This window comes from Maricaulis sp., assembly GCF_017642925.1.
Taxonomy (GTDB): domain Bacteria; phylum Pseudomonadota; class Alphaproteobacteria; order Caulobacterales; family Maricaulaceae; genus Maricaulis.
Genome location: NZ_JAEPOL010000007.1, coordinates 1 through 12627 on the forward strand (window position 1 = coordinate 1; position 12627 = coordinate 12627).

General features: G+C 65.2%; 13 protein-coding genes. 3 read left to right on the top strand and 10 right to left on the bottom strand.

Annotated elements, in window-relative coordinates:
* Positions 1–562: 562 nt before the first annotated feature.
* Positions 563–2065: a UbiD family decarboxylase gene (locus JJ918_RS07065; protein WP_291885093.1), complete on the bottom strand. Its 1503-nt coding sequence runs from the start codon at positions 2063–2065 to the stop codon at positions 563–565.
* Positions 2066–2267: 202 nt separating this feature from the next.
* Between JJ918_RS07065 and JJ918_RS07070 the strand changes: the two genes are divergently transcribed.
* Positions 2268–2702 (top strand): BLUF domain-containing protein, encoded by a 435-nt coding sequence (locus tag JJ918_RS07070; RefSeq protein ID WP_291885096.1) that lies wholly within the window; start codon positions 2268–2270, stop codon positions 2700–2702.
* On the opposite strand, the gene JJ918_RS07075 is transcribed toward JJ918_RS07070, so the two are convergent.
* The 5 genes from JJ918_RS07075 to JJ918_RS07095 all read right to left on the bottom strand — a co-directional run bounded on the left by JJ918_RS07075 (position 2699) and on the right by JJ918_RS07095 (position 6835).
* Positions 2699–3574, bottom strand: coding sequence for an SRPBCC domain-containing protein (locus JJ918_RS07075; protein ID WP_291885099.1), 876 nt, complete (start codon positions 3572–3574; stop codon positions 2699–2701). The two genes, JJ918_RS07070 and JJ918_RS07075, sit on opposite strands and share 4 nt — an antisense overlap.
* Positions 3571–3918, bottom strand: coding sequence for a helix-turn-helix transcriptional regulator (locus tag JJ918_RS07080; protein ID WP_271187364.1), 348 nt, complete (start codon positions 3916–3918; stop codon positions 3571–3573). Before JJ918_RS07080 ends, JJ918_RS07075 begins: the two co-directional genes overlap by 4 nt.
* Before the next feature lie 92 nt (positions 3919–4010).
* Complete coding sequence (locus JJ918_RS07085) at positions 4011–5393, bottom strand: serine hydrolase (RefSeq protein WP_291885103.1); 1383 nt, start codon at positions 5391–5393, stop codon at positions 4011–4013.
* A 125-nt stretch (positions 5394–5518) separates the two neighbouring features.
* The gene (locus JJ918_RS07090; protein WP_291885106.1) at positions 5519–6295 is read right to left on the bottom strand and encodes an enoyl-CoA hydratase-related protein; all 777 of its coding nucleotides are present in this window, start codon (positions 6293–6295) and stop codon (positions 5519–5521) included.
* 105 nt (positions 6296–6400) lie between these two features.
* A complete protein-coding gene (locus JJ918_RS07095) occupies positions 6401–6835 on the bottom strand; it encodes a MarR family transcriptional regulator (protein ID WP_291885109.1) in 435 nt (144 codons plus the stop codon).
* A gap of 171 nt (positions 6836–7006) precedes the next feature.
* Between JJ918_RS07095 and JJ918_RS07100 the strand changes: the two genes are divergently transcribed.
* Entirely contained in the window at positions 7007–7387 is a 381-nt protein-coding gene (locus tag JJ918_RS07100) for an endonuclease domain-containing protein (protein WP_291885111.1), read from the top strand.
* Positions 7388–7494: 107 nt separating this feature from the next.
* Here JJ918_RS07100 and JJ918_RS07105 read toward each other — a convergent pair whose 3' ends face one another.
* Entirely contained in the window at positions 7495–8094 is a 600-nt protein-coding gene (locus JJ918_RS07105) for a methyltransferase (protein WP_367277667.1), read from the bottom strand.
* Positions 8095–8214: 120 nt separating this feature from the next.
* Between JJ918_RS07105 and JJ918_RS07110 the strand changes: the two genes are divergently transcribed.
* Positions 8215–8580 carry a VOC family protein gene (locus tag JJ918_RS07110; protein ID WP_291885116.1) on the top strand — a complete coding sequence of 122 codons (366 nt, stop codon included), beginning with the start codon at positions 8215–8217 and terminating at the stop codon, positions 8578–8580.
* Between the two features lie 57 nt (positions 8581–8637).
* Here JJ918_RS07110 and JJ918_RS07115 read toward each other — a convergent pair whose 3' ends face one another.
* From JJ918_RS07115 to ubiA, 3 genes are all read right to left on the bottom strand, one after another.
* Positions 8638–10059 (bottom strand): pitrilysin family protein, encoded by a 1422-nt coding sequence (locus tag JJ918_RS07115; protein WP_291885119.1) that lies wholly within the window; start codon positions 10057–10059, stop codon positions 8638–8640.
* Positions 10060–10085: 26 nt separating this feature from the next.
* The gene (locus tag JJ918_RS07120; protein WP_291885122.1) at positions 10086–11537 is read right to left on the bottom strand and encodes a pitrilysin family protein; all 1452 of its coding nucleotides are present in this window, start codon (positions 11535–11537) and stop codon (positions 10086–10088) included.
* Positions 11538–11635: 98 nt separating this feature from the next.
* The gene (gene ubiA / locus JJ918_RS07125; protein WP_367277661.1) at positions 11636–12562 is read right to left on the bottom strand and encodes a 4-hydroxybenzoate octaprenyltransferase; all 927 of its coding nucleotides are present in this window, start codon (positions 12560–12562) and stop codon (positions 11636–11638) included.
* Positions 12563–12627: the final 65 nt, after the last annotated feature.

A 12627-nucleotide genomic window follows, 5' to 3' on the forward strand; every position in this document is an offset into this window, starting at 1 on the left:
AGGGACTGAGCTCATGCCTCCCATCCCGGAAACCGCTGACGAGCATACGCCCAGTTGAACGGGCGGGGATAAGTTTCCCGACCCGGCCCCACGCACCGTCATCCTGACGAAAGTCAGGACCCAGATCGCAAAGGGAGATTTGGGCTGGAGGGCCTCAGATCGTACTGCGCCATCATGGGGGATAAGTGCGTATTCGCGACCACCCAGCCCTGTGAACTGGGCCCTGACCTTCGTCAGGGTGACGGTGTTTGGTGGAGCGTTGGTACCTTCTCTTCCAACTCTCTCTATTTTTCCCGGACGGAGGCCTGCGCAGGCAGGCCGCAGATCCGGGACCGACCGAAGATCATTTCAAGCGATGCGCTTCCCGCAGATCCCGGCACTCCGCCCGGCTCAGGGCCGGGCATTCGACCGGGAAAAACGGAGGGGAATTCAAAGAGAGGGGCGGCCGAGGAGCGGCCTACTCAAGATTCTTTGCAGCGCTGCCGCGCGCCCCTCATCCGCCCTGCGGGCACCTTCTCCCCGGTCGGGGAGAAGGAAGGCGGCTCTCAGGACAGGCCTTGGATCAGCCGATCCCCAGCTCGCTCCACATCGCGTCGACCCTTGCCTTGGTCGCGTCGTCCATGTCGAGCTTTTCGCCCCATTCGCGATTGGTCTCGCCGTCCATCTTGTTGGTGGCGTCCAGGCCGATTTTCGAACCCAGGCCGGAGACGGGGGAGGCGAAGTCGAGATAGTCGATCGGCGTATTCTCGACAGTGACGATATCGCGGGCCGGGTCCATGCGGGTGGAGACCGCCCACATCACATCCTTCCAGTCACGCGCGTCGATATCGTCGTCCACGACGATGATCCACTTGGTGTACATGAACTGGCGCAGATAGGACCAGGCGCCCATCATCACGCGCTTGGCATGACCGGCATAGGCCTTCTTCATCGAGATCACGGCGATGCGGTAGGAACAGCCTTCCGGCGGCAGCCAGAAGTCGGCGATCTCGGGGAATTGCTGCTGGATCAGCGGGATGAAGACCTCGTTCAGCGCCTCGCCCAGCACGGCGGGTTCGTCCGGCGGCCGGCCGGTATAGGTGGTCAGGTAGATCGGGTCTTTCCGCATGGTGATGGCGGAGATCTCGAAGACCGGGAATTGCTCGACGGAATTGTAATAGCCCGTGTGGTCGCCATAGGGGCCTTCCGGACCGTATTCGTCCAGGAGGACGTGGCCTTCCAGTACGATCTCGGCTTCCGCCGGCACTTTCAGCGGCACGGTCTTGCAGTCGACGAGTTCAGCCTTCCGGCCGCGCAATATGCCGGCGAACTGGTATTCCGACAGCGTGTCGGGCACGGGCGTAACGGCGGCGAGAATGGTGCCCGGATCGGCGCCGAGTACGACGGCGGCGGGCAGGGGTTCCGGGCGTTCCTTCTTCCAGCGTTGATAGTGCTGGGCGCCGCCGCGATGCTTCAGCCAGCGCATCAGCGTGCGCGTCTTGCCCAGCTTCTGCATGCGGTAGATGCCGAGATTGAAATCGTCCTGCTTGTCGTCGGACGGGCCCTTGGTGACGACCAGCGGCCAGGTGATGAGCGGCGCGGGCTCGCCGGGCCAGCAGGTCTGGATGGGCAGGCGATCAAGATCGATCTGGTCCCCGGTCAGCACCACGTCCTGGCAGGGGGCCTTCTTTACCGTCTTCGGCCGCATCGACATCACGGTCCTGGCCAGGGGCAGCATGTCGAGCGCATCCTTGACGCCGCGCGGCGGTTCCGGCTGGCGCAGGAAGGCGAGCAATTCACCGACCTCGCGCAGTTCCGCACCGGTCGTGCGGGCCTCGCCACCCAGCGTGACTGCTTGGGCGACGCGTTTCACCGTGCCGAACAGATTGACGAGGCAGGGCATCTCGCTCTTCTCGCCTTTTTCATTGACCACATTCTCGAACAGCAGGGCCGGACCGCCGGCGTGCAGGGTGCGGCGGTGGATCTCCGTCATTTCGCGATCCGTCGAGACGGGCGTGGTGATGCGCACGAGGTCGCCCTCGGCTTCCAACTGGTCGATGAAGTCGCGCAAGGATTTGTAGGCCATGCGGGTCTCGCTCCGGTGATATCGAATGACCGAAACTGCAACTTCACGGGCGAAAGTCCAGCGTCTGCTGCGTCGCACCTGCAGGCGAGCCGTGCTGGAGGGTATTTGAGTCAAGTTCGACTCGAATTTTGCGACACGTCTTGAGTCTTGCTTCAGACGCGGCTGCTAGAGCCCGCGGCCCGCTGGATGGAAGGTTGTCCGCATGCTTCACAGAATGGTTCTTGTCGCCCGCGCCCGTGTCGATCTCGGCGAAGGCGCGCTCAATGGCGATCTGGGACTGATGCTGGCAGCACACATGAAGGCAAGCGTGGAGCGGGAGATGACCGGCGGACTGGTCTGGCTCGACGGCTACTTCCTGGAAGTGCTGGAAGGCGATCGCGAGGCTTTGCGCGGCTTTTTCCTGGCGATTGCCGCGGATCCGCGGATCTCGGACCTGCGCAGCGAGGAGTTCCTGCCGATAGCCCGCCGTCAGTATGCGCGCTGGTCCGTCGCCCGGGGCGATGCGGCGATCTATGATACCTCCGCGTTGCGGGCATTGCGCGGGGGGCGTGCCAGCGCGGCGCAGGCGAGCGAGCTTGTCGCCCAGTGCCTGCGCAGCGCCACGCTGGCCGAAACGCCGCCGCTGGTCGCGGCCTAGCTGTTGGCCGCAGCCGCCTCGCCGACGGTGCGGAACTGCTGCAGGAACCAGCGCCAGCCCCAGGGATAGTCGGAGATGTCGACGGTGCGCGTGAAGCCGTCATGGACCAGATCGACCCGTGTTCCGGCACCGTCCTCGCTGAGCAGCCAGGTCACGCGCTGATGGGGAACGTCCGGATCGCCCCGCCAGTCCCGCCACTCCATCACCAGGCGCTCCGGTTCGGCGATCTCGAGCAATTGCATCGGCGGCACGACGACCTCCCGGCCGTTTTCCTCGTAGCGCCATCCGAAATCGAGCGTGCCGGCCGCAAGATCGATCACGGCCGCCTTGGTCAGCCATTGGTCGAGCAGGGCCGGGTCTGTCAGCGTACGCCAGACCGCCGCGCGCGGGGCATCGACATGGATGGAGAGTCTGACCTGCGGATGCGGGTCGGCGAAGTCGGGAAGCGTGACGGGCTGGCCGGACAGATGCGTGCCCAGGGCGCCCAGATGCATGCGCCAGAGATCGTCGACCAGCTCCCGGGCCCGTCCGATCGCGGGACTGTCGGCCAGCACGTGCCGTGCCGTGATTGCCGTGCCCTCATCCTTCGGTGCCAGGCTCAGCGTGACGCGGCCGGCCTGGCCTTCCAGCGGCCAGTCGAAGGCAATCTCCCGATCCGGCTCGAAAGTGTGCAGGCGGGTCTGGACCCCGGGGTGAGCCGGAGTGCCGTAGGTGTGGCGTCCCCAGAAGCTGAAGCCGCCGCCGGGGCGCGCATCGATCGCCACGCCCTCGGCAAACCAGACCGTCAGGTCGGCAGGGTCGGTCAGCGCCCGGAAGACGCGATCGGGCGGTGCGGCGATGGTGTGGGTGTAGCTGACATCGAGTGCAGTCATGAGCCGGTCTCCTCGTCCGGTAGCGATTCCGCGATCTGTTTGAGTCCCGTCAGGCGCGCGGACCAGTAAAGCCGGTAGGGCGCGATCCAGCGGTCGATCGCCGCCAGGCCCGCCGGGTCGAGCGCATAGATCCGGGCGCGTGACTCCCGGCGCTCGCGCACCAGGCCGGCGCGTTTGAGCACACCGACATGGCGGGCAATGGCCGGCCGGCTGACGGGGAAGTTTTCGGCAATGGCCCCGGCCTGCATCTCGCCCTGGCGGAGCAGGTCGAGAATCGCCCGTCGCGTCGGGTCGGCGATGGCGTGAAAGCCGGGATGATCTGTCTGGACTTTATCCGTAACCATACTGTTACGAATAAAGCGTGACGTGATTCAAGACAAGCCCGATCCTTCCCGGCGCCGGGGCACCGGGTTCGCAAAGGCGGTCATCGGATGTGTCAGCCTGGAGTGCCGATGTGCGGGGCGGGGCGGTCGCGCAGGGCTGCGGCGACGCCGGCCGCGAGTTCGCCGGCGCCGGAGGCAACCCGGTTGGTCGCGCCGAAGCGGACAATGACCAGGTCCTGCTGCGGCATGATATAGGCCAGCTGGGACTGGAAGCCGCGCATCATGAAGGTGCCGTCCGGCAGGTTCTCATGATCCTCCGGCAGCCAGAAGCCCATGCCATAGGCCCCGTCCGAGCCTTCCGTCGGCAGGCGGACCAGATCGACCCAGTCCTCGGGCAGGAGGCGCTGTCCGCCAACGATCCCGTCTTCGGCGTAGAGCCGGGCCAGCCGGGCCCAGTCATGCGCCGTGGCATACATGTAGGACGAGCCCTGGAACGTCCCGCTTTCGTCGGGTTCCAGGATGGCGGAGCGGATGCCCAGCGGTTCGAACAGGCGGGCGCGCAGCTCGGTGACCTGCTCGGGCAGGGTGTCGCCGAGTTGCTGCTGCATGGCGTGCGTCGCGAGGATCGTATTGCCGCTCATATACTGCCAGTGCTCGCCCGGCCCGTAGAGCCGTTCGCGCGTGGCGGCGAAGTGCGGCATGTCGGACTGGGTCATCAGCATCTGCGAGTTGGGGTCCCAGCCGTCATTGCGCTCGGCAATCGCCAGCCCGCCTGCCATGCGCAGCAGGTCCTCGATGGTGATGTCGGTCAGGCTGTCATCGATGGCGGCGAGCGCGGGAACCTCGCCCTCGGCCTCGATATCGATCAGTCCGTCGCGCTGCAGCACGCCGGCGAGCGTGGCCATCGTGCTCTTGGTCATCGACCAGCCGTGAAAGCGCGTCTCGCGGCTGGCGCCGGGCGCATAGCGTTCCGCGACCAGACGGCCCTGGTGCAGGACGGCGACGCCCAGCGTGTTGCGCAGATCGGTGTCCGGATCGCCGAAGGCACCGTCGACCGAGGCTTGCAGAGCGGTGACGTTGAAGTGCGTGTCGCGATGCTCCGTGTCGAGTTCCAGCGGTTCGAAGGGGGCAGCGAGGGGAACTTCCAGGTCCGGATCGAAATCGCCCCGGCCATGGACCAGCGTGCAGCCCAGACCCTCGCGATAGACGGCATGCTGGCGCCAGAACAGGCCGAACACGCCGGAGCGGACCTCGCGGGCCTCGGTGTCGATATCGTAGTGGATCAGGCTGCCGGCCCCGCCGAGCAGCGGGTCGATATAGATCGACTTGGCCAGATCGGTGTCGAGGCCGGACACGAAGGTCAGCGAACAGGTCTGCTTGGCGACAAGCCCGGTCCCCGACGGCAGGTAGCTGCGCCCGAGCGGCGAGAGATTGAGGGCGAGAAGCCCGCCTGCAACGACAATGGCTGCTGCACCGAGAAGAATACGTTTGGCCATGACGTCCCCCGTGATCCCGGTAGAAATCTAGAGCATTTTCAGCAAAAGTGGGCACCGGTTTTGCGGTTCGAAAATGCGACCACTCAAAAAGCCGCGCCGGGCGCCTTGTGCGAGTCCGGGGTGCCTCAGCCCAGCTTGTCGAAGTCCGGCGGACGCCGTTCCATGAAGGCGGCGGCGGCTTCGGCAAATTCCGGCGAGCGCAATTGTTCGGCGAACTGCCGGCCTTCCAGCGCGATCCGGTCGGGCAGCGGCTCCGGCGCGCGCCGCATCAGGGTCTTGGCCTTGGCCAGCGCGTCCGGTGCCTTGGCGGCAAGAATGCGGGCCGTGTTGCGCACGGTTTCCATCAGCGCATCCGGTGTGGTGACGGCGCCGACGAGGCCCGTCTGGACAGCCCGTTCCGCATTCCAGGTCGCACCCAGCAGCAGGAGTTCGGCTGCCACGACATGCCCGAAGGCGCGCGGCATGGTCTGGCTGGAGCCGTATTCCGGCGCCAGGGCCAGATCGACGAAGGGCGTCTTGAAGCTGGACCGGTCCGAACAATAGACGAGGTCGCAATGCATCAGCAGGGTGACGCCGATGCCGATGGCGAGCCCGTCGACGGCCGCGATCACCGGCTTTTTCGCATTCAGCAGCGCCTGCATGAAATGCTGGACCGGGGAGATCTCTTTCCCGTCCATCGCCGGCGGCTGTTCCATGAAGTCGACGATGTCATTGCCGGCGGTGAAGATGCCGCCTTCGCCGGTCAGGATGATGACCCGCACAGCCGGATCCCGGTCGCCATCCTCGATGGCTTCGGCAGCGGCGGAATACATGGCGCGTGTCAGCGCGTTCTTCTTGTCGGCGCGGTTGAAGGAAATCGTGCGGATACGCTCCGCGGTATCGACCAGAACCTGTTCGCTCACACGAGCCTCCCATGGATCGTTTTTCAGATGTTGTTGGCGGGCAGGTTAGAGCATCCGGTACGGTTATGGAAGGTCCGTTCCAGTTTACGTAAACGTCAAGAAGCATCAGCCGTCGCGGGTCACCAGACGGGTGAGTATGTCGTGCAGCCGGTCGGCATCGTCCGTTCCCAGCCAGGCCTCCAGCTCCAGATTGAGGTCGCGCAGCACATGGTCGGCGGCGTCGCCGACGGCGCGGCCCTTCTCGGTCAGGGATACGACGGCCGAGCGCTTGTCCGTCCGCGAGGCCGTCTTCACGACGAGGCCCAGGGCCTCCATGCGGTTGACCAGCCCGGTCACCGCCGGCGGGTTCAGTGACAGTGTCTCGCCGATATCGCCCATACGCCGCTCACCCTTGCGGGCCAGCAGGAACAGGACGGCGGTCTGGGCTGTTGTGACGCCGGCGGTTTTCTTCAGGCGCGCATCCGCATCCCGGTTCATCCGCCGGGCCGCGATTTCAAGCAGGAGGAAAAGCCGCCGGTCGACGGCACGCGCGCGAGCCATGACCCGAAAACTGCGCCGATTCTGAACTCGGGGGGAGATGAGTTGAAATACAATTTCAAATAGCATAATATGAAACTACACGAATAACATTCAGACTTCCCCCGTTTTTACGGGGGAAGTGGCCGACTCCGGCCCGCGGCCGGAGAAGGTCGAAGGGGGTGAGTCAAAAAATTGCGAGAGGACACGACAACATCACGCGCTCGGGCGCGCTCCATGAGGCGGTCAATGACCAAAGCGGAGCTCTGGCTTTGGCAGCGCCTGCGTGCCCGCCAGCTCTGCGGTCTCAAATTCAGGAGGCAGCACCCCATCGGGCCCTATATCGCCGATTTTGCATGTCTTCAGTGCCGGCTCGTCGTCGAGCTTGATGGCAACTCTCATTCAACCGACCAGGAAACTGCCCATGATCGAAGACGGACGGCATTCATGGAACGCGACGGCTGGCTCGTGCTCCGATTCTGGAACACCGACCTGTATGACGATATCGACGAGACATTGAACAGGATCGCGGAAGTCGCCAGCGCCCGGACGTCGTCTGCGCAGCGTGTGCGCTGAAGTTTCAAGCGCTGCTTCGCGCGCTCCCCCTCAGTCCGCTACGCGGACAGCTCCCCCGCAAGCGGGGTGAGCCCTTTCGGTGTGAAGCCGGGGGGTGGTGCCTGCGGTCAGGCGAAGCGCCAGACCTTTGCAAAGCGGTCTTCGCGGTCTTCCAGTTCGCGCTGGACGGGGACGGTGTAGCGGGCGACTTCCTCCAGCGCGCCCCTGGGCAGGAAGGCGCGGCCGGGATCGCCGATCAGCACGGTCGCGCCGCGCCGGTGCAGGGCGGCCAGCCAGTCACCGATGTGGATTGCGAGCTCGGCCTCGTAGAAGACATCGCCGGCAAGCACGACATCCCAGCCGTCATCCCGGCCGACAACATCTTCCAGCCGTGCCGTGACAATGACGTGGTTGGCGGCCGCATTGGCCTCGATCGCCGCGATGGCGAATGCGTCCAGCTCGCTGGCTTCGACCGCGCGGGCTCCGGCCTTGAGGGCCGCGATGCCGGTCAGGCCGCTGCCGGCGGCAAAGTCGAGGACATGCGCGCCGCGGACAATGTCCGGCTGATCCAGACAGTATCGTGCCAGCGCCTGGCCGCCGGCCCAGGCGAAGGCCCAGAAGGGGGGCGGCAGGCCCATTTCGCCGAGAGCCTCCTCGGTCTCCTGCCACAGCGCCACGGTTTCCACGGCAAGATGCAGCGGCACTTCCGGGACTAGTGGCGGTGGCATCAGGGCGGTGTGTTCGCGAACGAAGCGATGCGGGGCGCGGATAGCGGGGGTGTCGGCCACGGTTTTCCCTGTCACACTGGCTGCCGCGTCGATAGAGCGATGACAGGCCGGGGGGCAAGAATGACTGCGAAAATGACGGGCTGCACCTATGTGCTCGCTGTGCCGGATCTGGCACCGACCGCCCACTGGTGGACACAATGCATGGGGTTCCAGGCGTGGCTGGATGTGGAAGGCTGGGCCTTCCTGCGGCGCGACGGCTGTTATCTGCGCATCGGTGAATGTCCGGATGCGATCCCGCCCCGGGATCTGGGCGATCACCAATACTTTGCCTATGTCGAGCTGGACGATGTCGACGCCTATCACGCCGAGATCGCCGGACCGGGTGTGGACATCATCCATCCGCCCGAGGACCGCCCCTGGGGCATGCGCGAAATGGCGGTGCGCACACCGGACGGACACCGCATCATGTTTGCGACAGAGCTGTAAAAAAAGCGGCCGGACCCGAAAGGCCCGACCGCCAGCCATGGCAAATCCGTAGTCCGGTTATTCGCTGTCCGGTGTGATGATCCGTGCCCCTTCCAGTTCGGGCAGGGCCAGCACATCGGCCTGGATCGTTTCCAGATCGCCCACCAGCACCAGCGTCATCCGGTCCAGCGGCAGATAGGTGCGCGCCGTTTCCGAGATCTCTTCGTCGGACACCGCGAGGATGTTGGGCACATAGGCTTCCAGATAATCGTCCGGCAGTCCCCAGAAATCGCGCTGGGCGAGCTGGTTGATCAGCCCGCCGGTCGAGGCGTTCTGCAGGATGAAGATCCCGGCCAGCCAGTTGCGGATGCCCTGGGCTTCCTCATGCGGCGGCGTCTCGGTCTGCAGACGCTCGATTTCGTAGAAGGTCTCGCGCAGGGCGGCTGCCGTGTCGCCGGCGGTCACATCGGCATTGAAGGTCCACAGGCCGCCGTCCAGCATCCAGGTCTCACCGGAGCCGGGCGAGTAGGTATAGCCCTTGTCCTCGCGCAGATTGCGGGTGAGGCGCGATGTGAACGAACCGCCCAGAAGCGCATTCATGACTTCCATGGCGGGGGCGTCCGGATCGCCGATCGCAACACCGGGAAAGCCCAGGCGGATCGTGGTCTGCGGTGCACCGGGGCGGTCGATCAGCTGGACGACGGGGCCGGCTGACGCGGTCGCGCCTTCAACGCTGTCCGGCTCGCCGGTTTCCCAGTCACCGAAGGCCTCGCGCACGGCGGCTTCCATGGCGGCCTCGTCGAACCGGCCCGCGATATAGATCCGCGTCCGCCCTGCGCCGAAATGGTCGGCATAGAAGGCATTGACGTCTTCGATCGTGTAGCCGCGCAGCTGTTCTTCCGTCGGCAGGATATGGCCATAAGGGTGATCGCTGCCGAACAGCAGGTCACGGTAGGCCTCGTCGGCGATCGAGCCGGGCTGGGCGCGCGACACATCGACATCGCGCACGAGATTGGCGCGTACGCGCTCGAACTCGTCCGCATCGAGATTGGGATGGCGTACCACATCGGCCAGGAGTGCCACGGCGTCCGGTCCGTATTGCGACAGCACGCCGGTGGAGATGCCGGTCGTGTGTACGCCGACCTCGACATTGATATTGCCGCCCATGGAGGCAATCGTCTCGGCGAGCGCTTCCTTGGAACGGCCGCCGGCACCTTCTTCCATCATGGCGCCCGTCAGATCGGCGAGCCAGGTCTGGGCACCGTCATCGATATTGCCGGCCCGGACCTGCACCGAGATATCCACGGTCGGTGCTAGGCCGAAGGGGATGAAGGTGACCTCCAGCCCGTTATCCAGCGTGAAATGCCGGGTCTCCGGCAGTTCGAAGGCAACCGGTTCGCCGATCGGCGGCTGTTCGTGAATTTGTGCCTGCACCGTCGCTGCCGGCAGGAGGGCGAGGCTGGCCGCGGCCAGGGCCGCGCGGAGAGATGTCTTGGCCATGGGGCTCATTCCCTTTGCGATCCCGATCATTCTTCACCCTCCGGCGTGGTGCCGTCCGCGTCGGCGAGGCGCACTTCCAGAACGGTGCGGTTGCCCGGGCGCAGATATTCCTGGGCCGTCTGGCGGATCAGTTCCGGCGTGACCTGCTGGAAGCCTTCGGTGATGCGGTTGATCCGGCTCGGATCGTCGTCGAACAGCGCGAAGGAGGCGAGCAGGTCGACCAGGCCGAAGCGGGTCGAGGTGTCGACGGTGCCATAGAAGTCGGCCAGCAGCTTGGTGCGGGCGCGTTCCACATCGGCCTCCGAGACCGGTTCGGTGCGTATCTCCTCGATCGTGGCGTCCAGCGTCGTCATCACGTCGGACACGGTGAACTCGCTGTCGTGGATCAGGCCGACCGTCCACAGCATGGGGCCGTTATAGTTGAAGGCATTGCCCAAGAGGTTGATGCCGCCGAACACGCCGGACGCATAGCCTTCCTCATTGACGATGGCCTGGGTCAGACGGCTGTCATCGCCCTGGACCAGCAATTGGTCGATCACGGCCATGGCATAGTATTCCGGCGTACCGCGCGGGGGCATGTGATAGCCCACGGCGAGCGCCGGCTGGTTCGCCAGATCGTCCTCGATGAAGGCAAACTTCTCTTCGTCCTGGCGCGGTTCCGACGTGTCGATTTCGGGCAGGGGATCGCCGGCCGGAATGTGGCCGAACATCTCCTCGATCCAGCCCAGGGTCTCTTCGCGATCGAAATCGCCGGCCACGACGAGCACCGCATTGCTGGGGGCGTAGAACTGGTCGAAGAAGGTCTGGGCGTCCTCCAGGCTGGCGGCATCGAGATCCGACAGGTCGCCATAGAAATTATGCGCGTTGTGCCAGTTCTCGTTCGCCGCCATCGGCAGGTCGATCCAGATCCAGCCGCCATAGGGCTGGTTGATCACATTGACGAAGACCTCGTTGCGAACGACCTCGCGCTGATTGTTCAGCTGGTTCTCGTCGAGATCGGGAAAGGCCATCCGGTCGGCCTCGGCCCACAGCACAGCCTGCAGGGCATTGGACGGCACGACTTCGTAGTAGTTGGTGAAGTCGTAGCGCGTGGAGCCGTTATTCACGCCGCCGGATCCGTAGATCAGATTGTCGAATGCGCCGTGCGGCAGATTGCGCGAGCCCTGGAACATCAGATGCTCGAACAGGTGGGCAAAGCCGGTGCGGCCGCGCGGCTCGTTGCGGAAGCCGACGCCGTAATAGACGCCCACCGTCGCGGTCGGAACGGTGTGGTCCTGCGACAGCACGACACGCAGCCCGTTATCGAGCTGGTGATAGCTGACATCGACCGTGAAATCGGTCGAGACGCTGTTCGTCGTGCTGGAGCCGGTTTCGGCGGCGGCCGATGTATCGCCTGTTTCCGGCGGCGTGTCCGCAGGCTGGCAGGCTGCGAGAACGAGGGCGCCGATGCCGGCAGCCAGGCCTCGTTGGATGTCCATGATGTCCCCACCCGGTGCAATTGGTCCGAACGCATATCAGACGCTGCGGGGGCGTTCCGGTCAAACCGTCATGGAGAAGAATTAATCTTGGCCGCGGCTCAGATCAGTGCGCCCAGCGCCAGTGTCGCGACCAGCAGCAGGCCGCTGGTGCGGTTGGCCTTGAACAGGGCGAGACAGCGCGCGCCATCTTCGACGTCCAGCTTGCGGACCTGGTTGAACAGGTGCGCCGTATAGGCGGTGAACGGCAGGACCACCCAGGGCGAGGCGCCGCTCAGCCAGATCGCCAGGGCGACCAGAAGGGCATTGGCGCCGTAGAAGCCGGCCACCCAGTAGGGCGTGCTCTCGCCGAACAGGCGGGCGGTGGATTTCACACCGACCAAGGCGTCGTCCTCGACATCCTGGTGGGCGTAGATCGTGTCATAGCCGAGCGTCCAGAAGATCGCCGCGGCATAGAGCGCGATCATGGCGGGCTCGATGGCGCCGGCTGCTGCAGTGAAGGCAACCGGAATGCCCCAGTTGAAGGTCAGGCCCAGCCAGGCCTGCGGCCACCAGGTGATCCGCTTCATGAAAGGATAGGCGGCCACCAGGACCAGCGCCGCCAGACCGACCCCGATCGCCAGGAGCGGCAGCTGGATCAGGACCAGCAATCCCACCAGCGCCTGGCCGGTCAGGAAAAACCAGGCCTGGCGCAGCGAGACGGTTCCGGCGGCCAGCGGGCGGTTGGCGGTGCGGGCAACACGCGCATCCAGGTCGCGGTCGACAATGTCGTTATAGGTACAGCCCGCGCCGCGCATGGCGATGGCGCCGACGGCAAAGATCACCGCATACCAGAGATCGGTCCAGCCGAGGCCTTCGCCCGTGCGGGCCAGCATCAGGCCCATCCAGCACGGCAGGCCGAGCAGCCAGAACCCGATCGGACGATCATAGCGCGCCAGACGCAGATAGGGCCGCACGGCCGACGGTGCGCGATCCACCCAGGTCTTTGGAAGGCTGTCGGCGACTCGCCGGTCGAAGTTCAAAACCATATTCGCTGTGTGGCAAAACCGGCCGGGCAGTTCAAGCGGCACTTGACGCACCGGCGCAGCCCCGC